Origin of the sequence: Enterobacter sp. BNK-34, assembly GCF_048684445.1 — a bacterium.
Taxonomy (GTDB): Bacteria; Pseudomonadota; Gammaproteobacteria; order Enterobacterales; family Enterobacteriaceae; genus Enterobacter; species Enterobacter pseudoroggenkampii.
This window is the reverse complement of the sequence record NZ_JBLQUA010000001.1, coordinates 1,539,987-1,561,944: the sequence shown is the minus strand read 5'-3', so window position 1 is coordinate 1,561,944 and position 21,958 is coordinate 1,539,987. Positions and strand designations below refer to the sequence as shown.

The 21,958-nt window shown below is 59.1% G+C and carries 23 protein-coding genes; 19 read left to right on the top strand and 4 right to left on the bottom strand.

Annotation, left to right across the window (positions count from 1 at the left end):
* Positions 1-54 precede the first annotated feature (54 nt).
* Positions 55-930: a diguanylate cyclase regulator RdcB family protein gene (locus tag ACMGG5_RS07660; protein ID WP_024906760.1), complete on the bottom strand. Its 876-nt coding sequence runs from the start codon at positions 928-930 to the stop codon at positions 55-57.
* A complete protein-coding gene (gene crfC, locus ACMGG5_RS07655) occupies positions 927-3,281 on the bottom strand; it encodes a clamp-binding protein CrfC (RefSeq protein WP_148768858.1) in 2,355 nt (784 codons plus the stop codon). The genes ACMGG5_RS07660 and crfC overlap by 4 nt, the downstream gene beginning before the upstream one ends.
* Positions 3,282-3,877: 596 nt before the next feature.
* Here crfC and ACMGG5_RS07650 point away from each other — a divergent pair.
* From ACMGG5_RS07650 to phnP, 16 genes are all read left to right on the top strand, one after another.
* On the top strand, positions 3,878-4,213 hold the full coding sequence (locus ACMGG5_RS07650) for a zinc ribbon domain-containing protein YjdM (RefSeq protein WP_023310096.1): 336 nt from the start codon (positions 3,878-3,880) through the stop codon (positions 4,211-4,213).
* Between the two features lie 80 nt (positions 4,214-4,293).
* On the top strand, positions 4,294-4,731 hold the full coding sequence (gene yjdN, locus ACMGG5_RS07645) for a VOC family metalloprotein YjdN (RefSeq protein WP_024906758.1): 438 nt from the start codon (positions 4,294-4,296) through the stop codon (positions 4,729-4,731).
* A gap of 135 nt (positions 4,732-4,866) precedes the next feature.
* A complete protein-coding gene (phnC, locus tag ACMGG5_RS07640) occupies positions 4,867-5,655 on the top strand; it encodes a phosphonate ABC transporter ATP-binding protein (protein WP_048990326.1) in 789 nt (262 codons plus the stop codon).
* A 24-nt stretch (positions 5,656-5,679) separates the two neighbouring features.
* Positions 5,680-6,696 carry a phosphonate ABC transporter substrate-binding protein gene (gene phnD, locus ACMGG5_RS07635; RefSeq protein WP_024906756.1) on the top strand — a complete coding sequence of 339 codons (1,017 nt, stop codon included), beginning with the start codon at positions 5,680-5,682 and terminating at the stop codon, positions 6,694-6,696.
* Between the two features lie 126 nt (positions 6,697-6,822).
* Positions 6,823-7,602 (top strand): phosphonate ABC transporter, permease protein PhnE, encoded by a 780-nt coding sequence (gene phnE, locus ACMGG5_RS07630; protein ID WP_023334213.1) that lies wholly within the window; start codon positions 6,823-6,825, stop codon positions 7,600-7,602.
* A gap of 20 nt (positions 7,603-7,622) precedes the next feature.
* Positions 7,623-8,348, top strand: a complete 726-nt coding sequence (phnF, locus tag ACMGG5_RS07625; RefSeq protein ID WP_290094316.1) for a phosphonate metabolism transcriptional regulator PhnF — start codon at positions 7,623-7,625, stop codon at positions 8,346-8,348.
* Positions 8,349-8,801 (top strand): phosphonate C-P lyase system protein PhnG, encoded by a 453-nt coding sequence (phnG, locus tag ACMGG5_RS07620; protein WP_407821138.1) that lies wholly within the window; start codon positions 8,349-8,351, stop codon positions 8,799-8,801.
* Positions 8,798-9,382, top strand: a complete 585-nt coding sequence (phnH, locus tag ACMGG5_RS07615; RefSeq protein ID WP_048990324.1) for a phosphonate C-P lyase system protein PhnH — start codon at positions 8,798-8,800, stop codon at positions 9,380-9,382. Before phnG ends, phnH begins: the two co-directional genes overlap by 4 nt.
* Complete coding sequence (locus ACMGG5_RS07610) at positions 9,382-10,446, top strand: carbon-phosphorus lyase complex subunit PhnI (protein ID WP_420277676.1); 1,065 nt, start codon at positions 9,382-9,384, stop codon at positions 10,444-10,446. The genes phnH and ACMGG5_RS07610 overlap by 1 nt, the downstream gene beginning before the upstream one ends.
* Positions 10,439-11,284 carry an alpha-D-ribose 1-methylphosphonate 5-phosphate C-P-lyase PhnJ gene (locus ACMGG5_RS07605; RefSeq protein WP_048990321.1) on the top strand — a complete coding sequence of 282 codons (846 nt, stop codon included), beginning with the start codon at positions 10,439-10,441 and terminating at the stop codon, positions 11,282-11,284. Before ACMGG5_RS07610 ends, ACMGG5_RS07605 begins: the two co-directional genes overlap by 8 nt.
* Entirely contained in the window at positions 11,281-12,036 is a 756-nt protein-coding gene (phnK, locus tag ACMGG5_RS07600; protein WP_420277675.1) for a phosphonate C-P lyase system protein PhnK, read from the top strand. The genes ACMGG5_RS07605 and phnK overlap by 4 nt, the downstream gene beginning before the upstream one ends.
* Positions 12,037-12,045: 9 nt before the next feature.
* Positions 12,046-12,726, top strand: coding sequence for a phosphonate C-P lyase system protein PhnL (gene phnL / locus ACMGG5_RS07595; protein WP_420277674.1), 681 nt, complete (start codon positions 12,046-12,048; stop codon positions 12,724-12,726).
* Positions 12,723-13,859 (top strand): alpha-D-ribose 1-methylphosphonate 5-triphosphate diphosphatase, encoded by a 1,137-nt coding sequence (gene phnM / locus ACMGG5_RS07590; protein ID WP_420277673.1) that lies wholly within the window; start codon positions 12,723-12,725, stop codon positions 13,857-13,859. Before phnL ends, phnM begins: the two co-directional genes overlap by 4 nt.
* A complete protein-coding gene (gene phnN, locus ACMGG5_RS07585; RefSeq protein WP_208763893.1) occupies positions 13,856-14,407 on the top strand; it encodes a ribose 1,5-bisphosphokinase in 552 nt (183 codons plus the stop codon). The genes phnM and phnN overlap by 4 nt, the downstream gene beginning before the upstream one ends.
* Complete coding sequence (phnO, locus tag ACMGG5_RS07580; protein WP_024906746.1) at positions 14,400-14,834, top strand: aminoalkylphosphonate N-acetyltransferase; 435 nt, start codon at positions 14,400-14,402, stop codon at positions 14,832-14,834. The genes phnN and phnO overlap by 8 nt, the downstream gene beginning before the upstream one ends.
* Before the next feature lie 9 nt (positions 14,835-14,843).
* Positions 14,844-15,602: a phosphonate metabolism protein PhnP gene (phnP, locus tag ACMGG5_RS07575; RefSeq protein WP_420277672.1), complete on the top strand. Its 759-nt coding sequence runs from the start codon at positions 14,844-14,846 to the stop codon at positions 15,600-15,602.
* Positions 15,603-15,654: 52 nt separating this feature from the next.
* Here the strand turns inward: phnP and yjdP are convergent, their stop codons facing one another.
* Complete coding sequence (gene yjdP, locus ACMGG5_RS07570) at positions 15,655-15,978, bottom strand: DDRRRQL repeat protein YjdP (protein WP_032650638.1); 324 nt, start codon at positions 15,976-15,978, stop codon at positions 15,655-15,657.
* Positions 15,979-16,047: 69 nt separating this feature from the next.
* Entirely contained in the window at positions 16,048-18,327 is a 2,280-nt protein-coding gene (locus tag ACMGG5_RS07565) for an ATP-binding protein (RefSeq protein WP_420277671.1), read from the bottom strand.
* Between the two features lie 125 nt (positions 18,328-18,452).
* On the opposite strand from ACMGG5_RS07565, the gene ACMGG5_RS07560 reads away from it, so the two are divergent.
* The 3 genes from ACMGG5_RS07560 to ACMGG5_RS07550 are packed head-to-tail and all read left to right on the top strand — an operon-like array spanning position 18,453 to position 21,939.
* Positions 18,453-19,967, top strand: a complete 1,515-nt coding sequence (locus ACMGG5_RS07560) for a sugar ABC transporter ATP-binding protein (RefSeq protein ID WP_023334199.1) — start codon at positions 18,453-18,455, stop codon at positions 19,965-19,967.
* 2 nt (positions 19,968-19,969) lie between these two features.
* Positions 19,970-20,965, top strand: coding sequence for an ABC transporter permease subunit (locus ACMGG5_RS07555; RefSeq protein WP_048990313.1), 996 nt, complete (start codon positions 19,970-19,972; stop codon positions 20,963-20,965).
* Between the two features lie 32 nt (positions 20,966-20,997).
* The gene (locus ACMGG5_RS07550; protein ID WP_021242935.1) at positions 20,998-21,939 is read left to right on the top strand and encodes an ABC transporter substrate-binding protein; all 942 of its coding nucleotides are present in this window, start codon (positions 20,998-21,000) and stop codon (positions 21,937-21,939) included.
* The last annotated feature ends 19 nt before the right edge of the window (positions 21,940-21,958 follow it).

Below are 21,958 nucleotides of genomic sequence, written 5' to 3'. Positions count from 1 at the left end.
ACCAAACCATCCCCTCTCCCCTGCGGGGAGAGGGTTAGGGTGAGGGGGAAGGGATCACCCAAAAATCTCTTCCACCATCCCGTCAACCAGCCGTTTTGCCGAACAGAGCCTCGGCATACCCAGCGCGACGGTCTGCCAGTTTTGCGTGACTGACCAGCTCACCGGATGTTGATCCGCCTGACACCAGTCCCCCAGCCACCCCAGCATGTCTTTATGATCGATTAAACCCGGAGAGGCCGGCGTTGTCAGCCACTGGTGATAGAAATGGCGGGTCGTGGGTGACGCATTAATGCCCTGCGCCAGATAGTTAGCCGCCATGCTGCGCAGGTTATCCTTAAGCATTGCCGCCACATCTTCATTCGCGAGGCGGCATGCATCACCAAATGCCCCCCAGCGCAGCTCTTCCAGGACAATAAAACAGCGCCCGGCCAGCGACCAGCCATCATAGTGCCCGGCCCGCCAGCGGGTAAAAATCTGCTCACTGTGCTCGCCCGCCTGCACCGTGAGCCCGCGCTGGGTCAGCGCCTTTTCTTTATAGGCTGCGCGTTGGGTAAAATGAGAAGCGAGTTCACCGTATTGCTGCATCAGCCCAGGGGATTGCGGGGCGCGCGGGTGAGTCTGCTGGCGCAAAGCAATCAGCTTCTCAGCCATCAGCGTCAGCGCGAGATGACCCGGATCAAGCATGCCGGCCAGTTTTTCCGCCAGCCCCAGGCGCAGCCCCGCATTTTCATTGAGCATCCCCGCCATCGCCCAGGGGCGTAGCCGGGTATGCGTCATGATTTCCTGCGTCAAACGCTCACGAAACTGAAGCTGCTGTGGTCCCAGGTGAGGATGACGCGCCGCGTCTCCCCCCTGCACCAGATCGACCATAAATTTTGGATTAATACACTCCAGCGTTCGCCCGGGGCCATCCAGTAGTGGTGTTGTCATGGTTGCTCTGCCGCGAATAGAGTTTGAATATCATCGCGTAACAGTCGGGTATCTTCCTGTATCCACGTCGCAGTTGTGATACTTTGCTTCAACAACTGGCAGAGCGCTCGGGTTGAATGCTCATTCTGTTGACGCACTGCGAGGCTATCACGCAAGCTTTCCTGTAACCCGGTCAGGCACAACGAAAATTCTGCAAAGAACGTTGCCATTCCTGCCGTAACAGAGACATCGACCTGCGCCGACAAAGCTTTACGTATTTGTTCACAAAACTGCTCAATATGTTGCTTAAATTTGTCATGTAGCTGCGCAATGTCGATAACATAGCGCGTGCGCGTTTCCACATACTCATCCCAGCCCCAGCCCGGATTATTGAGCCAGCGAGAAACCGTTTCCCGCATGCTGCTCCCGCCTGATGGCGGGTCTGCCTGACTGTCATCCTGCGCAATCGCATCGTTAAACAGCGCCCGCGTATTGAAGTTAAGCTGGCTCGCCTGAAACGCCGGGAAACTGATTCGCGCCCGAAAACCCGCATGGCTCAGATGCTCTTTAATACGTGCTTCGATAGGGCGCATGGCTTCGTTCAGGGAACGCGCCAGCGTAGACTCAAGCTGGTCGAAGCGTAACGCCAGTTCCCGGCAAATCTTCGTCTGCGCATCCAGCATCACCAGCTCGCAGGAGGAGCGGATTTTATTCAGCGCGATCTGCGCCTGCCCTTCATCGTCCAGAACCAGCTGCTTCAGCTCGTGCGGCTCGCCACCGTGAGGGTTCTGCCGAGCGATGCCTGCCAAATCAAGAATATGCCGAGCGCTGAACACCTCGCCAATCGCCTGGTTAAGCGCGATTTTTTGGGCCCCCATAAAGTCCGCAGTGGCGTTCAGCGCCTCCTCAACTTCATGTTTCACCTCATCGCTCACGACGCACTGGCGCGTCTGAAGAAGCGCCGTGTCCTCTTCCAGACGTGCAATATTCAATTCCAGCGCCTCAAAGGCAACCGTCAGACCCTGATAGCGGAAGTCGAGGTACTCCCGGGCATTTTGTGCGTAATTAAGGAGCTTATGCGAAGCCGAACGCAGCGCGTATAGCGAGGCATTGGCATAGGCGGCGTAAATCAATTTGCGTATGGGTTGTTCAAACAGCGAATCTTCCCAGAGCAAATCGGCAGAATGACGAATATGATCGATATCGTCCAGGTCCGCCGTGCGCCAGCGACGTCCAAGCGCAGCCTCGGCAAAATCCTGCACCCAGGGCTGCTCCTGATGATCCGGCAGCTGTCCGTGGGTATTCATCTCGTAGCGCGCGCGGTTCGCCAGATATGCCCACATGGATGAAACGGGGTAGATCTGGCCAGGTGAAATATTGCCCTTCATTAAGGTACCGGAGATCATCGCCCGGACCTGCTCTTCATCGTCGCTATTGCGATCTTTCTGATCGAATTTATTGACCAGCGCATATAACGGCACTGATTTTCCCGCCGCGGAAATGGCCTGGCGAACTTCTTCATCAGAGATGGATTTAAGCTGGGTATAATCCATCACGGCCAGCACCGCCGACGCACGGGACAATTGCTCGTTGAGCATTTTTTGCAGATGTGGCTGTCCGGCCTCATTCGGTCCGGGCGTATCGAGCAGCGTCAGCTGTCCGAGATGAGCATCCAGACCCGCAAGATGCACGAACTCCACTTCAATGACCGGAATATGTTCGATAGCCGCATATTCAGAGAACGGAAACGCCACACCTAACGCCTGGGAAAGTCTCACCAGGTCGTTGAGGCTTTTCAGACAATGAAATATTGGCTGCGCGCCAAGGTGATGCTTCTCAAAAGCTTCTCCTTTTTCAATGCGCTCCAGCAGCGTATTCATGTCTTTATCAATTTCAAGATGCTGGGCCAGCTTCCCCCGGTCGTAATCGCATAGCTTTTTCTGGAGCAGTTGAATCAATTCATCAATCGGCGAGGCATGTGAAAAATGCAGCACCGGGTCCTTCTGACCCGGCGTGTGCCGAATCAGGGTGGGAAGCGCCGTCATCGGACGATTGCGGTTCGGCAACACTTCGGTCCCTACAATCGCATTAATGGTGGTCGATTTCCCCGCTTTCATGGTGCCTACAATAGCCAGGACCATTTCCAGCCGGGTTATTTTCCGTAATTCATTATTCAGCATCGCCTGCTGTGCATCGACGCCGCGCGCGCTAAAATGCAAAGGTAAAACGTTGTTCTTTTCACCCGTAATGGCAGCCGCTGTGCTCTCCAGCATCGCAGCCGGCATTGATTTCAACGTATCAAGATTTTGCAGGGCGAGCTGTAACAAACGCTCGGCTTCCTGGCTTAATTCAAAAATGGTCTGTGTGTGCATGATAAAAGACTTTCCTTAACGCAAATTTATTACTTTTATTAAGCCACTGGTATTAATTATGTTGTTCAGGCTTATATGATCACGTGTGGAAAACATGTTCGCCGAAATATAACTAATTGATGATAATCAGAAATAATTCGCTATCCTTGCATGGCGTGTAAAGCTCTCCTCCTGGCCTGACAGCCAAAAGAAAAAAGCGTAGCCCAATTTTAAGAAACTTCAGGATATATCATCATTATTTACCCATCTAAAAAGAGAGGTAATACGCCCCTGCCAAAAGATATGTATGGCAGCGAGGTCAGGAGATAAATAACGATGTGTTGCTTCACCTTATCCGAAATGGAGGGGCGTAGCAATTTGCTGCAATAAAATATTCGATATATTTAGCATCAATTTTTTCCCACCGTGCTAATGACGTAAGCATCGCTTATCTGACTGACAGGAAGTGTCACTCCCGATACGCTTTTTGCATCTTTTTTAATTCACAATATCACCGACAACCGTGTGGATTTGCGCTATACTTGCCGCCTTTTTCGGCACACTGCCGTCATTTAGCTGGCACTTCCAGCGCGTTTACACTTTTTGAGGATACCGATATGTCACTCCCACACTGCCCGAAATGCAATTCTGAATACACCTATGAAGATAATGGCATGTTCATCTGCCCGGAATGCGCTCACGAATGGAATGATGCCGAACCATCACACGATGCTGATGCACTTGTCGTAAAAGATGCGAACGGCAATCTGCTGGCGGACGGCGACAGCGTAACCGTGATTAAGGACCTGAAAGTAAAAGGCAGTTCTTCCATGCTGAAGATTGGCACCAAAGTGAAGAATATCCGTCTGGTGGAAGGCGATCATAATATCGACTGCAAAATTGACGGCTTCGGTCCGATGAAACTGAAATCAGAGTTCGTGAAAAAGAACTGATTTACCCGCCCGGTGGCGCTTCGCTTACCGGGCTTACGGGAACTACACTTAATGGGCTTTTCTTACGTGAGGTAAAGATTATGCCGTTAAGTCCCTACATCTCTTTCGCCGGCAACTGCGCAGAGGCCACCGCCTTCTACCAGCAAGCCGTCGGCGCAGAGCCTCTCTATAAAATCACCTTCGGCGAAATGCCAAAAAGCGATAACAGCGAGGAAGGCTGTCCGTCCGGTATGAAATTTCCGGATTCCGCTATCGCTCACTCCAACGTCCGCATTGCAGGCAGCGATATCATGATGAGCGACGGGATGCCGCCGGGCAGCAACGCACAGTACGCGGGTTTCACGCTGGTACTCGATACCCAGGACGTCAATGAAGGCAAGCGCTGGTTCGACAACCTCGCCGCGGGCGGGAATATCGAAATGGCCTGGCAGGAAACCTTCTGGGCACACGGTTTCGGTAAAGTCACCGATAAATACGGCGTGCCGTGGATGATTAACGTCGTTAAACAGCAGCACTAATTTTCGGGCGGGGGCGTTCTGCCTCCGCCTGTCATCAAACTCCGCTCAACTCTTCAAACTCCCGCAACCCAGACTTAACCCAAATGTCACATTGATGCGCCAGCATGAGGCCACATTTATCGTGAGGCCCAGCACATGCAAACTGTCATCCGCGTCGAGAAACTGAGCAAGACCTTCAATCACAATAAGGCTCTGCATGCCGTTGATCTGACCGTCCAGCAGGGCGACATGGTGGCGCTTCTCGGGCCATCTGGTTCAGGTAAATCCACCCTTCTGCGTCATTTAAGCGGCCTTATCATCTGCGATAAAACGCCGGAAAGCCACGTCGAGCTGCTGGGCAATACCGTGCAGCGCGCGGGGCGTCTCGCCAGCGATATCCGCAAGAGCCGCGCCCAGACGGGCTACATCTTCCAGCAGTTCAACCTGGTAAACCGCCTGACGGTGCTGGAGAACGTGCTGATTGGCGCGCTTGGCAGCACCCCGTTCTGGCGCACCTGCCTGCGCTGGTTCTCCCCTTCCCAAAAGCAGGAAGCCTTACAGGCGCTGACCCGCGTCGGCATGGCGCATTTCGCCCACCAGCGCGTTTCCACACTGTCCGGTGGACAGCAGCAGCGCGTCGCCATTGCCCGCGCCCTGATGCAGAAAGCGCAAATCATTCTTGCTGACGAACCCATTGCCTCGCTGGACCCGGAGTCCGCCCGCATCGTGATGGAGACCCTGCGCGACATTAACCAGAACGACGGCATTACCGTGGTGGTCACGCTGCATCAGGTGGATTACGCCCTGCGCTACTGCGAACGCATTGTCGCCCTGCGTCAGGGACACGTGTTCTTTGATGGCGCGAGCCATCAGTTTGATAACGAACGTTTTGACCATCTCTACCGCAGCATTAACCGCGTCGAAGAGAACGCGCAGGCTGCTTAATTAAACCCGATCCGAGGAAAGTACATGAGCTACAAAGCCGTTGCCGCGCTGGCCTTTACCAGCATGTTCAGCCTCAGCACCCTCCTAAGCCCGGCGTATGCACAAGAGCAGGAAAAAGCACTGAACTTCGGCATTATTTCGACGGAATCACAGCAGAACCTGAAGCCTCAGTGGGAACCGTTCCTGAAAGATATGGAAACCAAGCTGGGGATCAAAGTGAACGCCTTCTTCGCCCCGGACTACGCGGGCATCATCCAGGGGATGCGCTTTAACAAAGTGGACATCGCCTGGTACGGCAACCTCTCCGCCATGGAAGCGGTGGACCGCGCGAACGGCCAGGTCTTTGCCCAGACCGTCGCGGCAGATGGCTCCCCGGGGTACTGGAGCGTGCTGATCGTCAACAAAGACAGCCCGATCAACAACCTCAACGACATGCTCGCCAAACGCAAAGAGCTGACCTTCGGCAACGGCGATCCGAACTCCACCTCGGGCTACCTTGTCCCTGGATACTACGTCTTCGCCAAAAACAACGCCTCCGCCAGCGACTTCAAACGCACGGTGAACGCCAGCCATGAAACCAACGCTCTGGCCGTGGCCAACAAGCAGGTGGATGTTGCCACCAACAACACCGAGAACCTCGACAAGCTGAAGACCTCCGCACCGGACAAGCTGAAAGAGATCAAGGTTATCTGGAAATCCCCGCTGATCCCCGGCGACCCGATTGTGTGGCGTAAAAACCTGTCCGAAAGCACCAAGGACAAGGTGTACGACTTCTTTATGACCTATGGCAAAACGCCGGAAGAGAAAGCGGTCCTGGAACGTCTGGGCTGGGCACCGTTCCGCCCGTCAAGCGACCTGCAGCTGGTCCCGATTCGCCAGCTGGCGCTGTTTAAAGAGATGCAGGGCGTGAAAGACAACAAAGGGCTGAAGGACGAGGAGAAGACCAGCAAAGTGGCCGCGATTCAGGCCCAGCTTGAAGACCTCGACCGCCTGACCGCCGCGCTCGGCGCGATGACCAGCGTGAATAAAGCGGTGCAGTAGTGCCTTTCTCCCCCTCACCCTAACCCTCTCCTCATAGGGGAGAGGGGACTGCACGGCGCGGTCTTTTCCCCCTCGCCCCTTTGGGGAGAGGGTCGGGGTGAGGGGACATAAACCAAAGGAGCCAACATGCAAACCATCACCCTCCCACCGCCAAAGCGCAGCTGGTTCTCGCTCATTAGCTGGGCCATCCTGCTGGCGGTGCTGGTTATCTCCTGGAAGGGCGCGGAAATGGATCCGCTGCTGCTCTTCAAAGACGCGGGCAACATGGCGACCTTCGCCGCCGACTTCTTCCCGCCGGACTTCAGCCAGTGGCAGGACTATCTCAGCGAAATGGCGGTCACTCTGCAAATCGCCGTCTGGGGCACCGCGCTGGCCGTCGTTCTCTCTATTCCGTTTGGCCTGATGAGCGCCGAAAACATCGTGCCGTGGTGGGTGTATCAGCCCATGCGCCGCCTGATGGACGCCTGCCGCGCCATCAACGAAATGGTCTTTGCGATGCTGTTCGTGGTCGCTGTCGGCCTGGGTCCGTTCGCCGGCGTAATGGCGCTGTTCATCCACACGACCGGCGTGCTTTCCAAGCTGCTCTCTGAGGCGGTCGAAGCCATCGAGCCCGGCCCGGTGGAAGGCATCCGCGCAACGGGCGCTAACAAAATCGAAGAGATCCTCTACGGCGTCCTGCCGCAGGTGATGCCCCTGCTGATCTCCTACTCCCTGTACCGCTTTGAGTCCAACGTTCGCTCCGCCACCGTCGTCGGCATGGTCGGCGCAGGCGGGATTGGCGTCACCCTGTGGGAAGCGATTCGCGGTTTCCAGTTCCAGCAAACCTGCGCCCTGATGGTACTCATCATCGTAACCGTCAGCCTGCTGGATTTCCTCTCTCAACGTTTGCGTAAGCACTTCATCTGAGAAGCGAGGCTTTGTTTTCTATGCACTTATCCAGACATCCGACCAGTTACCCCACCCGCTGGCAAGAGATTGCGGCAAAGCTCGAAGTGGAGCTACGCACGCACTACCGCTGCGGGGACTACCTCCCCGCCGAGCAGCAGCTTGCCGACCGCTATGAGGTGAACCGACACACCCTGCGCCGCGCCATTGACCAGCTGGTCGAGCGCGGCTGGGTCCAGCGCCGTCAGGGCGTGGGCGTGCTGGTGCTGATGCGCCCGTTCGACTACCCGCTTAACGCCCAGGCGCGCTTTAGCCAGAACCTGCTTGATCAGGGCAGCCACCCGACCAGCGAAAAGCTGCTCTCGGTATTGCGTCCGGCCTCCAGCCACGTGGCGGACGCGCTGGGGATTCAGGAGGGCGATAACGTCATCCACCTGCGCACCCTGCGTCGCGTTAATGGCGTGGCGGTATGCCAGATAGACCACTACTTCGCGGACCTCGCCCTCTGGCCCATGCTGCAGCATTTCTCCAGCGGGTCGCTGCATGATTTTCTTCAGGATGCGACAGGCATTGCACTCAAGCGCACCCAGACGCGCATCAGCGCCCGTCGCGCGCAGGCGAAAGAGAGCAAGGTGCTTGAAATTCCCAATATGGCCCCGCTGCTCTGCGTACGCACCCTCAACCACCGTGACGGCGAGATCGACGCGACGGAATACTCCGTCAGCCTGACCCGCGCCGACATGATCGAATTCACCATGGAGCACTGAATGCACTTCGACACCGCCACCCGACAGCGCTGGATGCGCGTGCTGGCCCACAGCCAGCCTGCCGCGCTCTCTGCCCGCATGAGCGCCCTTAGTCTGGCACCTGATTACGACACCCTCCGCGCCCCGGAGATCGGCCTCGTTCAGATCCAGGCGCGCATGGGCGGCACCGGCGAGCGCTTCTTCGCCGGAGACGCCACCCTCACCCGCGCGGCGATCCGTCTGAACAGCGGCACGCTGGGCTACAGCTACGTGCTCGGGCGCGACAAAGCGCACGCCGAGCGCTGCGCGGTGATCGACGCGCTTTTACAGGAACAGCCCAATTTTCAGACGCTGATGGAAACCCTTATTGCCCCGCTGGAAGCCGACCGCGCCGCGCGCATTGCCGCACGTCAGGCCGAAGTGAACACCAGCCGGGTCGACTTCTTTACGCTCGTTCGCGGAGACAACGCATGACGCTTCAACCTGCTTTTACCCTGGCAGTCCAGGATGCCCAACACAGTTTTCGTCGCCTGCTGAAAGCGATGAGCGAGCCGGGCGTGATTGTTTCGCTGCACCAGCTTTCCCAGGGCTGGCTGCCGCTGAATCTGGCAACCACCAGCGTGCTGCTGACGCTTGCCGATAACGACACCCCGGTATGGCTTTCGGGCGCGCTGTCGAACGACATCGCCAGCCAGAACCTGCGCTTTCATACCGGCGCCCCGCTGGTCGATCAGCCCCGGCAGGCGGTCTTTGCCGTGGCCGACGAGCACATCAGCCACGAGCAGCTCAACGACCTGAGCGAAGGCAGCGCCGTCGCCCCGGAGACCAGCGCCACGCTGATTTTGCAGGTCTCCAGCCTGAGCGGCGGCCGCATGCTGCGCCTCACGGGTGCAGGCATCGCCGACGAGCGCATGGTCGCGCCGCAGCTGCCGGAGTGCATCATTCACGAGCTGACCGAGCGCCCGCATCCGTTCCCGCTGGGCATTGACCTGATCCTGACCTGCGGCGAGCGCCTGCTGGCGATCCCGCGGACCACCCACGTGGAGGTGTGCTGATGTACGTTGCCGTCAAAGGGGGCGAGAAGGCTATCGCCGCCGCCCATGCGCTGCAGGCGCACAGACGACGGGGCGATGAACAGCTGCCCGAGCTGCGCGTCGCCCAGATTGAACAGCAGCTAAACCTCGCCGTCGACCGGGTGATGACCGAGGGCGGCATCGCCGACCGCGAGCTGGCGGCGCTGGCCCTGAAGCAGGCCAGCGGCGATAACGTGGAAGCCATCTTCCTGCTGCGCGCCTACCGCACCACGCTTGCCAAACTGGCGGTCAGCGAGCCGGTGAACACGGCGGAGATGCGCCTGGAGCGCCGCATTTCTGCCGTTTATAAAGACATCCCCGGCGGCCAGCTGCTTGGCCCTACCTGTGACTACACCCATCGCCTGCTGGATTTTACCCTGCTGGCGAACGGCGAAACGCCGCCGCTCAGTACCTCTGATGCCGAACAGGAACCGTCTCCGCACGTTTTCAGCCTGCTGGCGAAACAGGGTCTGGCGAAGGCGGAAGAGGATTCAGACGCGCAGCCGGATGACATCACCCGCACGCCGCCGGTTTACCCGTGCTCGCGCTCGTCCCGCCTGCAGCAGCTGATGCGCGGCGACGAAGGCTATCTGCTGGCGCTGGCCTACTCCACCCAGCGCGGCTACGGGCGCAACCACCCGTTTGCGGCCGAGATCCGCAGCGGCTATATCGACGTCGAAATCGTGCCGGAAGAGCTGGGTTTTGCGGTAAACGTCGGCGAACTGCTGATGACCGAATGCGAAATGGTTAACGGATTTGTCGCGCCCGAAAATGAAGACCCGCACTTTACCCGCGGCTACGGGCTGGTGTTTGGCCTCGGTGAACGAAAGGCGATGGCGATGGCGCTGGTTGACCGTGCGCTGCAGGCACCGGACTACGGCGAGCACGTTGCAGGCCCGGCGCAGGACGAAGAGTTCGTGCTGGCCCACGCGGATAACGTTGAGGCCGCGGGCTTTGTCTCGCACCTCAAGCTGCCGCACTACGTCGATTTCCAGGCCGAACTGGAACTGCTGAAACGCCTGCAACGGGAGCGCAAACATGGCTAACTTAAGCGGCTACAACTTTGCCTATCTGGATGAACAAACCAAACGCATGATCCGCCGCGCCATCTTAAAAGCGGTGGCCATTCCGGGCTATCAGGTGCCGTTCGGCGGCCGCGAAATGCCGATGCCCTACGGCTGGGGCACGGGCGGTATTCAGATCACCGCCAGCGTGATCGGCGAGGCGGACGTGCTGAAGGTCATCGACCAGGGCGCGGACGACACCACCAACGCCGTGTCGATCCGCAGCTTCTTTCAGCGGGTAACGGGCGTCGCGACCACGGAAAAAACCGAAGACGCGACGCTGATCCAGACACGCCACCGCATTCCGGAAACCCCGCTCGCTGAAGATCAGATTTTGATTTTCCAGGTGCCGATCCCGGAGCCGCTGCGCTTTATCGAGCCGCGCGAAACGGAGACCCGCACCATGCACGCCCTGGAAGAGTACGGAGTCATGCAGGTGAAGCTGTATGAGGATATCGCCCGCTTCGGCCATATCGCCACCACCTATGCCTACCCGGTGAAGGTGAATGGGCGCTACGTCATGGACCCGTCGCCGATCCCGAAATTCGATAACCCGAAGATGGACATGATGCCCGCCCTGCAGCTGTTCGGCGCCGGGCGTGAAAAACGCATCTACGCCGTCCCGCCGTACACGCGTGTCGAAAGCCTGGATTTCGACGATCACCCGTTTACGGTGCAGGAGTGGGACGAGCCGTGCGCCATCTGCGGATCCAAACACAGCTATCTGGATGAAGTGGTGCTGGACGACACGGGCAAACGGATGTTTGTCTGCTCCGACACCGATTTCTGCCGCCAACAGAGCGAGGCGAACGGCCAATGAAACCGCTGCTTTCGGTTAACAACCTGACCCACCTGTACGCGCCGGGCAAAGGCTTCAGCGACGTGTCGTTCGAGCTGTGGCCGGGCGAAGTGCTGGGGATCGTCGGCGAGTCCGGCTCCGGCAAAACCACCCTGCTGAAGTCCATCTCCGCGCGCCTCGCGCCGCAACACGGCGAGATCCTGTATCTGGGACACTCCCTCTACGGCATGAGCGAGGCCGAGCGCCGCCGTCTGCTGCGCACCGAGTGGGGCGTGGTGCATCAGCACCCGATGGACGGCCTGCGCCGTCAGGTCTCGGCGGGCGGCAACATCGGCGAACGCCTGATGGCCACCGGCGCGCGCCATTACGGCAATATCCGCGCTACGGCGCAGCACTGGCTGGAAGAAGTTGAAATCCCCGCCTCGCGCATCGACGACCTGCCCACCACCTTCTCCGGCGGTATGCAGCAGCGCCTGCAGATCGCCCGCAACCTGGTCACGCACCCGAATCTGGTGTTTATGGATGAACCCACCGGCGGGCTGGACGTCTCGGTGCAGGCGCGCCTGCTCGACCTGCTGCGCGGCCTGGTGGTAGAGCTGAACCTGGCAGTGGTGATTGTCACCCACGATCTGGGCGTTGCGCGCCTGCTGGCGGACCGCCTGCTGGTGATGAAGCAGGGTCAGGTGGTGGAAAGTGGGTTAACCGACCGCGTGCTCGACGATCCCCACCATCCGTACACCCAGCTGCTGGTGTCGTCCGTATTGCAGAATTAAGAGGCCAACATGATCCGCGTACAAAACGTAAGTAAAACCTTTGTGCTCCACCAGCAAAACGGCGTGCGCCTGCCGGTGCTGCAAAACGCCTCGTTAGAGGTAAACAAGGGCGAATGCGTAGTGCTGCACGGCCACTCCGGCAGCGGAAAATCGACCCTGCTGCGCTCCCTGTATGCCAACTATCTGCCCGACGAAGGTCATATTCACATTCGCCACGGCGATGAATGGATCGACCTGGTAAAGGCCCCCGCGCGTAAAGTGCTGGAAGTGCGCCGCTCGACGATCGGCTGGGTGAGCCAGTTTCTGCGGGTGATCCCGCGGATCTCCGCCATGGACGTGGTGATGCAGCCCCTGCTGGATCTCGGCGTGCCGCGCGAAGACTGCGCCGCCAAAGCCGCCAGCCTGCTGACGCGCCTCAACGTGCCCGAGCGCCTGTGGCACCTCGCCCCGTCGACCTTTTCCGGCGGCGAGCAGCAGCGCGTCAATATCGCCCGCGGCTTTATCGTCGACTACCCGATACTGCTGCTTGATGAGCCCACCGCCTCGCTCGACGATAAAAACAGCGCGGCCGTAGTGGCGCTGATCGAACAGGCCAAAGCGCGCGGGGCGGCGATCGTCGGGATCTTCCACGACGAGACCGTTCGCACCCGCGTCGCAGACAGACTGCACCCAATGGGGACTTCCGCATGATTATCAATAACGTCAAGCTGGTGCTGGACAATGAAGTCGTTGATGGCTCGGTTGAAGTCCATGAAGGCGTTATTCGCGCCTTTGCCGAAACCCAAAGCCGTACTCCTGAAGCGATGGACGGCGACGGCGGCTGGCTGCTGCCGGGGCTGATTGAACTGCATACCGATAATCTGGACAAATTCTTCACCCCGCGTCCGAAGGTGGACTGGCCCGCCCATTCAGCCATGAGCAGCCACGACGCGCTGATGGTCGCCAGCGGCATCACCACCGTGCTGGACGCGGTGGCCATTGGCGACGTGCGCGACGGCGGCGATCGCCTGGAGAACCTGGAGAAGATGATCAACGCCGTGGAGGAGACGCAAAAACGCGGCCTCAACCGCGCCGAGCACCGTCTGCACCTGCGCTGCGAGCTGCCGCACTACACCACCCTGCCGCTGTTTGAAAAACTGGTCGGGCGCGAGCCGGTCTCGCTGGTCTCTCTGATGGATCACTCGCCGGGACAGCGTCAGTTCGCCAACATTGAAAAGTATCGCGAATACTATCAGGGGAAATATTCTCTCAGCGATGCAGAGATGGCGCGCTACGAGGAAGAGCAGTTGGCGCTTGCGGCACAATGGTCGCAGCCTAACCGCCTCAAAATTGCCGCGATGTGTCGTGACCGCAATATCGCGCTGGCCAGCCATGACGACGCCACGCACGATCACGTGCTTGAATCCCACCAGCTTGGCAGCGTGATCGCCGAATTTCCCACCACGTTTGAAGCGGCTGAAGCCTCCCGAAAGCACGGCATGAACGTGCTGATGGGCGCGCCAAATATCGTGCGCGGCGGCTCGCACTCCGGCAACGTTGCGGCAAGCAAGCTCGCTTCCCTCGGCCTGCTGGATATCCTCTCGTCCGACTACTACCCCGCCAGCCTGCTGGATGCGGCGTTCCTAGTGGCCGACGACGAGGGCAACCGCTTTACGCTGCCGCAGGCGATTCGCCTGGTGACGAAAAACCCAGCCTCGGCGCTTAACCTTCACGATCGCGGAGAAATTGCCGAAGGGAAACGTGCGGACCTGGTACTCGCCCACCGTAAGGGCGAGCACGTTCATATCGACCACGTCTGGCGTCAGGGAAAAAGGGTGTTCTGATGGGGAGATTAATCTGGCTAATGGGGCCTTCAGGCTCCGGTAAGGACAGCCTGCTGTCCGCCTTACGGCAGCGGGAACATCCGCAGCTGCTGGTCGCGCACCGCTATATTACCCGCGCGGCCAATGCGGGGAGTGAAAACCATATCGCCCTGAGCGAGCAGGAGTTTTTCATTCGTGCCGGGCAAAACCTGCTGGCGCTGAGCTGGCATGCCAACGGCTATTACTACGGGATCGGCATTGAGACCGATCTGTGGCTGCATGCGGGGTTCGATGTGCTGGTTAACGGCTCCCGCGCGCATCTACCACAAGCGCGCGCCCGCTATGGAGCAGCCCTGCTACCGATCTGTCTGCAGGTTTCGCCGGACGTTCTGCGCAGCCGGTTGCAGAGCCGGGGGCGTGAATCAGCCCGTGAGATCGATCAGCGGCTAGAGCGTGCGGCCCGCTATGCCCCGTCCGACTGCCACATCCTCAATAACGACGGAAGTTTGCTACAGTCAGTCGATACCTTTTTATCGCTTATCCGTCAGAAGGAGAAACAGCATGCCTGACTGCCAGCTTCGCCCCGCTACTGCCGACGATGCGCAGATTGTCTATGCCCTGATCTGCGAACTTAAACAGGCAGAGTTCGACCATCAGGCGTTCCACGCCGGATTTCTTGCCAACCTTCAGGATCACAATATGCGCTACCAGCTTGCCGAGCTGGGCGGACATGTTGTCGGCATGATCGGCCTGCATATGCAGTTTCACCTCCATCACGCGCGCTGGATCGGCGAAATCCAGGAGCTGGTGGTGATGCCGCAGGCGCGTGGGTTAAAGGTGGGCAGCCAGCTGCTGGCCTGGGCGGAAGAGGTGGCACGGCAGGCCGGCGCGGAGCTGACCGAACTTTCCACCAGCGTGAAGCGCACTGACGCGCACCGTTTTTACGTTCGTGAAGGATACACGCAGAGCCATTTCCGATTCACCAAACCGCTGTAGAGGTGCGTTATGAGTCTGACAATCACGTTGACGGGAACGGGCGGCGCCCAGCTGGTGCCGGTCTTTGGCTGCGACTGCGCGGCGTGTCGCCGGGCGCGCCTGCAGGAGACCTATCGCCGTCGCCCCTGTAGCGCGGTGGTCAAATTCAACGATGCGGTGACGCTGCTGGACGCGGGCATTCCGCACCTGATGGACGACTGGCCCGCAGGCAGCTTTCAGCAGTTTTTGCTCACCCATTACCATATGGATCACGTTCAGGGGCTGTTCCCCCTGCGCTGGGGCGTTGGCGCGACGATTCCGGTATACGGTCCGCCGGACGAAGCAGGATGCGACGACCTGTTTAAACACCCGGGGATTCTGGATTTCAGCCACACGGTCGAACCGTTTATGATGTTTGAACTTCAGGGGATGCGGGTCACGCCGCTGCCGCTCAACCATTCAAAACTGACCTTCGGGTATTTGCTGGAGTCGGCCCACAGCCGCGTGGCCTGGCTTTCCGACACCGCCGGGCTGCCGGAAAAAACAGTGAAGTTCCTGCTCAACAATCAGCCGCAGGCGATGATTATCGACTGCAGCCATGCACCGCGCGACGAGACGCCGCGAAACCATTGCGACTTAAATACCGTGATGGCGCTAAACGAGGTGATTGGCTGTCCGCAGGTGATCCTGACCCACATCAGCCATCAGTTTGACGTGTGGATGATGGATAATCCGCTGCCCGACGGCATTGAAGCGGGGTATGACGGGATGGTGCTGGTGCTGGATTAGGTTTTCTCCCTCTCCCGTGGGAGAGGGTTGGGGTGAGGGCAACAGGCCGCACTTAGCCTCGATCGTAATCGTCCTCTAACCTGCGCTCATCCTCTTCTAACCGACGGCGATCGTCATCCAGCTGTCGCTGGCGCTCGTCTAAACGGCGTCGTCTGTCCTCAAGCTGTCGACGACGATCGTCGTACTGTCTGCTGTCGATTTGACGGCTGCGGTCATAACGATCGTCATCGCTGCTGCTGCGACTGCTGCTGGGATTATAGGCATCGTTGATAGCCTGCTGAATGTTGCCAATAGCATCATCAACAATATCGGCATGAGCCAGTTGGCTGGTGAGTGACAGCAGACCGAATAACAGAGCGGTTGAGTAACGTTTCATAAGGCCAGACTCGCAGGTGAACTGACCTTACGATAATGAACGGTAGGGAACGGGGGTAGCGGAGGAATCTCAAATTACCATCACTTTCCGCAGCGCCTGCGCCAGCTGCACCCGCGTAAACGGCTTACGCAGTAACGGAACGTCCGGCAGCTGAGGATTATGCGTGGGTCGTAAATCCTGGCCGCTGATCAGCAGCACCGGAAGCTGCGGATAATGATTACGCACATGGTTTATCACCTCGGCTCCGCTGAGGCTGCCGGGCAACATCAGGTCGCTGATAAACATGCCAATATCCGGCGACGCCGCCAGCATGCTCAGCGCCTGCTCGCCGTTGTCCGCTTCCAGCGTCAGGTAACCAAGCTGATGCAGCTGCTCGCACAGGGTCTGGCGGACATCCGCTTCATCCTCCAGCACCAGAACCAGGCGCTCGCTCTCGACGGAGGCGGTGGCTGACAGCGCTTCATCATCTGCAGCGGCGGGCAGCACAGATCGCGGGAGATGAAGCCGGACAGTCGTCCCCTGCCCCGGCGCGCTTTCAATCTCCACGCGCCCACCGGACTGGCGCACAAAGCCATAGACCATCGACAGGCCTAACCCGCTCCCGCTTCCGGTCTGCTTGGTGGTGAAGAACGGTTCAAAGACCCGGGATTTCACCTCCTGCGACATGCCGCTGCCGCGGTCAATGACCTCCAGCGCCACCATATCCTGCCTGCGACCGTCGCTGCGGGTGACGCGCTGATTCCAGGTGCGAATTTTAATCACCCCGCTTTGCCCCTCCATCGCATCGCGGGCGTTCATCACCAGGTTGATGATGGCGTTTTCCAGCTGGCTGACGTCTATCCACGCGGGCCAGGCCGGTGATTGCGCTTCAATCTCCAGGGTCAGGGTGGCGGGCAAGGAGTGGCGCATCAGTTCCCGAAGATTCTCCAGCAGCGGCAGCATCTCTACCGCATGTGGCGTCAGGGATTGCTTGCGGGAAAACGCCAGCAGGCGCTGGGTCAGTAAGGCGCCACGCTCGGCCGCCTTCAGCGCCCGGGTAATGCGCGGCGCATCTTTTGATTCGGGGTCGGTAAGCTCAAGGCTGCCGATGATCACCGCCAGCAGGTTATTAAAATCATGCGCCAGCCCGCCGGTCAGCTGTCCGACCGCCTTCATCTTCTGGCTATGTAGCAGCGCCTCTTCCAGCCCCTGACGCTCGACGCGGTCGATCTCCATCTGTGTGGTTTTTTCTTTCAGCAGACGTGTGGTGTGCTCAAGCGAGGCGGTATTGCGGGCAAAAACGTTAAACGCGCGCGCCAGTTCACCCAGCTCATCGCGCCGCTGGAGGGCAGGAACGGAAACATCCTGTTCGCCGTGAGCAAGGCGCGACATCGCCCGGGAAATGGCCGTCAGGTTAGAGGCCAGATTGCGGTAGATATACCAGCAGGCGCACCCGGTGATGATCAGCGCCAGGATGGCGAAGATACTGATAAACACGCTGATGGATTGCAGCTCGTGATGACTCTGATCAGTACGAAGCCGGGAGGCCTGTGCCACCTGCCCGACGTACTGATTGATGTCGCTATTGAGGATCGCCACCAGCGCCTTGATGTGGAACATATACCAGCTTATCGCCAGATCGCTCTCTTCCAGCTGCTTCGACAGCGGGGCGAGCTTGCCTAACTCGGCATTAAAATCAGGCAGAACCCCCTTCACGACCGGCTGTACGGCATTTCGGGGCAGCGTTGCGGCCACTGCGTCCAGTTGATGAACGGTCGCGCGCGGCGAAGGGGTGTCGATGGCAGCAGCGATCAGCCGATCCATCTCCATCAGCTGCTGCGCATCCGGTACGTTACTGTCGTAACGGCGGTTGATGTCCTGCAGATGACGCAGGTAGCTCTGGCTTTGATATAGCGAGCTGAGCAGCGCGTTACGCTCCAGATGGCGTCGCTGCCCGCGCTCAAGCATCTCCGTCACGCTCTGCTGCAACTCATTGCTTCGCTGAATAATGCGCGCCACCAGCGCCGGCTCCTGCTGCGCCAGCGGCGCATCGGCAAGCTGTTCCAGCGAGCGGCGCAGTGCCATTTGCGTCTGCTTCAGGCGCTCGGCTTCGCCTTTGTACTCCAGCGCCCCGACGACCTGCGAGAGCCGCACCGCCGCCGTCGCCACGTTGGCGGTATCACGGGCCAGGTTCATGCTGCCGGTCATGTCATCCAGCGTTTGCTGCTGAACCTGCTCCTGGATTTGACTGGCGTGACGAAAGCCTAGCACCGCCACGCCGCTCACCATCAGCGTCACGGCGACCACCAGCAGATTAAATATCAGCAGGCGACCGCGGGCGCTGGCGAAAAACGGGGGGCGTGAAGACATGTTGACTCCGTAACTGTGATCCACATTAGCTATTCATAACTATGACAAATATGAACAGCTTCTGACATTTTGCATTTACGCACCTGTGATGAAGTGCAGAAATCGGCATTCACAGGAGATCCGCCATGAGCAGAACCCCGGTATTAGAGATGCGCAGCATTGCCAAAACGTTTGGCAGTTTCCACGCGCTCAAGGGTGTGGATTTGACGGTTTTCCCCGGTGAGATCCACGCGCTGATGGGGGAAAACGGCGCGGGAAAAAGTACGCTGATGAAAATCCTCGCGGGGGCCTATACCGCCACCAGCGGCGAGATCCTGATCGACGGCCAGCCGTTTCATATTAAAGGGCCGAAAGATGCGCTGGCCGCGGGCATCACCCTGATTTATCAGGAGATGCAGCTCGCGCCCAATCTGACCGTTGCCGAAAATATCTTCCTCGGCAGCGAGCTGTCGCGCGGCGGGATGGTGCAGCGCAAAGAGATGGCCGCCCAGGCGCAGGCGGTGATTGACCGTCTCGGCGCGCAGTTCAGCGCCACCGACCTGGTGATGAAGCTGACCATCGCCGAGCAGCAGCAGGTGGAGATCGCCCGCGCGCTGCACCGCAACAGCCGCATTCTGGTGATGGATGAACCCACCGCCGCCCTCTCCTCGCGGGAAACGCATCGCCTGTTTGAACTGATTTTACGCCTGCGCGATGAAGGAATGGCAATCATCTATATCAGCCACCGCATGGCGGAAGTGTATGAACTCTCTGACCGCGTCAGCGTTCTGCGCGACGGGCAGTACGTCGGCAGCCTGACGCGCGACAAGCTGAATGCCTCTGAGCTGGTGCGCATGATGGTGGGCCGCCCGCTAAGCGACCTGTTCAACAAGGAGCGTGACATTCCCCTCGGCAGCCCGCGCCTCAACGTGCACCACCTCACCGACGGTAAAAAAGTACAGCCCTGCAGCCTGCAGGTGCGTTCCGGCGAAATCGTCGGGCTGGCGGGGTTGGTCGGGGCCGGACGCTCCGAGCTGGCGCAGCTTATCTTCGGCGTACGTAAAGCCACCGGCGGCATGATTGAGGTCGACGGAGAGCCGGTGGTGATCCACTCCCCGCGCGCGGCCATCGAAAACGGCATCGGTTTTCTCACCGAAAACCGCAAGGAGCAGGGGTTGTTTCTGGAGCTGGCGGCGCAGGAGAACATCACCATGGCGACGCTGGAACGCGACGCCACCTTCGGCATGCTAAACCGTAAAAAAGCCCAGTCGATTTCCGATGATGCCATTGCCCTGCTCAACATCCGCGTGCCGCATTCGCAGGTGCGCGCGGGCGGGCTCTCGGGCGGCAACCAGCAAAAGCTGCTGATCTCCCGCTGGGTGGCCATCGGTCCGCGCATTCTGATTCTGGACGAACCCACCCGCGGCGTGGACGTCGGCGCGAAAAGCGAGATCTACCGCATCATGAACCAGATGGCGCGCAAAGGGGTGGCGATTTTGATGATCTCCAGCGAGCTGCCGGAAGTGGTGGGGATGAGCGACAGGGTGTACGTGATGCGTGAAGGCAGCATTGCGGGCGAGCTCCACGGGCGCGACATCTCTCAGGAAAACATCATGACGCTGGCAACCGGCGTGAACGACACTCATCATCAGGCGGTGTAACCATGACACATTCAACCAGTCCGCAGCAGGTGGCGAAATCCGCCTCCGCAAAAAAAATGCTGATGAGCGATCTGATGCAAACGGTCGGTATTTTGCCGATTCTGATCCTGATTGTGGCGGTATTTGGCTTTATTGCCCCGAACTTCTTTACCGAGAGCAACCTGCTCAACATTACCCGTCAGGCGTCGATCAACATCGTGCTGGCGGCGGGAATGACCTTCATCATTTTAACCGGCGGGATTGACCTCTCCGTGGGCTCGATTTTGGGCACTACGGCGGTAGCGGCGATGGTGGTCTCACTTATCCCTGAATTTGCCATGCTCTCCATTCCGGCCGCGCTGATGCTCGGCATGGTGCTGGGCCTGTTCAACGGCGCGCTGGTGGCCTTCGCCGGACTGCCGCCCTTCATCGTGACGCTCGGCACCTATACGGCACTGCGCGGTGCGGCGTATCTGCTGGCCGACGGCACGACGGTCATTAACTCCAACATCAACTTTGAGTGGATCGGCAATAACTATCTCGGCCCGATTCCGTGGCTGGTGGTGATCGCCCTCGCGGTCATCGCTATCTGCTGGTTCATCCTGCGCCGCACCACGCTCGGCGTTCATATCTACGCCGTGGGCGGCAACATGCAGGCGGCGCGCTTAACGGGCATCAAGGTCTGGCTGGTGCTGCTGTTTGTCTACGGCATGAGCGGCCTGCTCTCCGGCCTCGGCGGCGTCATGAGCGCCTCACGCCTGTACAGCGCTAACGGCAACCTCGGCACAGGCTACGAGCTGGATGCGATTGCGGCGGTGATCCTTGGCGGCACCAGCTTCGTCGGCGGGATTGGCACGATCACCGGCACGCTGGTCGGCGCCCTGATCATCGCCACCCTCAACAACGGCATGACGCTGATGGGCGTCTCCTACTTCTGGCAGCTGGTGATCAAAGGGGCGGTGATCATCATAGCGGTGCTGATCGACAAATACCGTACCCGACACCATCAAAGTGCATAACAACAACACCCTACAGCTTCGAGGAAAACCATATGCGTTTGAAACCGTTAGTGACCGCGCTCTGTGCTGGCGCGCTGCTTGCCGCAACGCCGTTTGCGCAGGCAAAAGATCTGAAGTCCATCGGCGTGACGGTGGGCGATCTGGCCAACCCGTTCTTCGTGCAGATCACCAAAGGTGCCGAGCTGGAAGCGCGCAAGCTGGCTGGGGATAACGTCAAGGTGACGCTGGTTTCCAGCGGGTACGATCTGGGCCAGCAGGTGGCTCAGATCGACAACTTTATTGCCGCGAAGGTAGACATGATCATCCTCAACGCCGCGGATTCCAAAGGGATCGGCCCAGCGGTGAAGCGTGCGAAGGACGCCGGGATCGTGGTCGTGGCGGTTGACGTGGCGGCGGAAGGGGCTGATGCCACCATCACCTCCGATAACACCCAGGCGGGCGAAATGGCCTGTAAGTACATTACCGACCGCCTGAAAGGCAAAGGCAACGTGGTGATCATCAACGGACCACCGGTCTCTGCGGTGCAAAACCGCGTGGAAGGTTGTCAGACGGAGTTCAAAAAACACCCGGATATCAAGGTGCTCTCGGATAACCAGAACGCCAAAGGCAGTCGTGAAGGCGGTCTGGAAGTCATGACCTCCCTGCTGGCGGCCAATCCGAAGATCGACGGCGTGTTTGCGATTAACGATCCGACGGCGATCGGCGCCGATCTGGCCGCGAAGCAGGCGCAGCGCAATGAGTTCTTTATCGTCGGCGTGGATGGTTCACCGGACGGTGAGGAAGCGCTGAAGCGTGAAAACTCGCTGTTTGTGGCAACCCCGGCGCAAGATCCGCAGGTGATGGCGGCAAAAGCGGTGGAGATCGGCTATGACATTCTCCAGGGCAAGCCTGCGCCGAAAGCGCCCGTGCTGATCCCGGTGACGATGATCGATAAAAAGAACGTCGGCACGTATAAGGGGTGGACGGTTAAATGATCCTTTTTCCCTCTCCCGC

Coding starts and splice junctions, on each gene's coding strand:
- ACMGG5_RS07660 (WP_024906760.1), bottom strand. CDS start 930: ATGACAACACCACTACTGGATGGCCCCGGGCGAACGCTGGAGTGTATT.
- crfC (WP_148768858.1), bottom strand. CDS start 3,281: ATGCACACACAGACCATTTTTGAATTAAGCCAGGAAGCCGAGCGTTTG.
- ACMGG5_RS07650 (WP_023310096.1), top strand. CDS start 3,878: ATGTCACTCCCACACTGCCCGAAATGCAATTCTGAATACACCTATGAA.
- yjdN (WP_024906758.1), top strand. CDS start 4,294: ATGCCGTTAAGTCCCTACATCTCTTTCGCCGGCAACTGCGCAGAGGCC.
- phnC (WP_048990326.1), top strand. CDS start 4,867: ATGCAAACTGTCATCCGCGTCGAGAAACTGAGCAAGACCTTCAATCAC.
- phnD (WP_024906756.1), top strand. CDS start 5,680: ATGAGCTACAAAGCCGTTGCCGCGCTGGCCTTTACCAGCATGTTCAGC.
- phnE (WP_023334213.1), top strand. CDS start 6,823: ATGCAAACCATCACCCTCCCACCGCCAAAGCGCAGCTGGTTCTCGCTC.
- phnF (WP_290094316.1), top strand. CDS start 7,623: ATGCACTTATCCAGACATCCGACCAGTTACCCCACCCGCTGGCAAGAG.
- phnG (WP_407821138.1), top strand. CDS start 8,349: ATGCACTTCGACACCGCCACCCGACAGCGCTGGATGCGCGTGCTGGCC.
- phnH (WP_048990324.1), top strand. CDS start 8,798: ATGACGCTTCAACCTGCTTTTACCCTGGCAGTCCAGGATGCCCAACAC.
- ACMGG5_RS07610 (WP_420277676.1), top strand. CDS start 9,382: ATGTACGTTGCCGTCAAAGGGGGCGAGAAGGCTATCGCCGCCGCCCAT.
- ACMGG5_RS07605 (WP_048990321.1), top strand. CDS start 10,439: ATGGCTAACTTAAGCGGCTACAACTTTGCCTATCTGGATGAACAAACC.
- phnK (WP_420277675.1), top strand. CDS start 11,281: ATGAAACCGCTGCTTTCGGTTAACAACCTGACCCACCTGTACGCGCCG.
- phnL (WP_420277674.1), top strand. CDS start 12,046: ATGATCCGCGTACAAAACGTAAGTAAAACCTTTGTGCTCCACCAGCAA.
- phnM (WP_420277673.1), top strand. CDS start 12,723: ATGATTATCAATAACGTCAAGCTGGTGCTGGACAATGAAGTCGTTGAT.
- phnO (WP_024906746.1), top strand. CDS start 14,400: ATGCCTGACTGCCAGCTTCGCCCCGCTACTGCCGACGATGCGCAGATT.
- phnP (WP_420277672.1), top strand. CDS start 14,844: ATGAGTCTGACAATCACGTTGACGGGAACGGGCGGCGCCCAGCTGGTG.
- yjdP (WP_032650638.1), bottom strand. CDS start 15,978: ATGAAACGTTACTCAACCGCTCTGTTATTCGGTCTGCTGTCACTCACC.
- ACMGG5_RS07565 (WP_420277671.1), bottom strand. CDS start 18,327: ATGTCTTCACGCCCCCCGTTTTTCGCCAGCGCCCGCGGTCGCCTGCTG.
- ACMGG5_RS07560 (WP_023334199.1), top strand. CDS start 18,453: ATGAGCAGAACCCCGGTATTAGAGATGCGCAGCATTGCCAAAACGTTT.
- ACMGG5_RS07555 (WP_048990313.1), top strand. CDS start 19,970: ATGACACATTCAACCAGTCCGCAGCAGGTGGCGAAATCCGCCTCCGCA.
- ACMGG5_RS07550 (WP_021242935.1), top strand. CDS start 20,998: ATGCGTTTGAAACCGTTAGTGACCGCGCTCTGTGCTGGCGCGCTGCTT.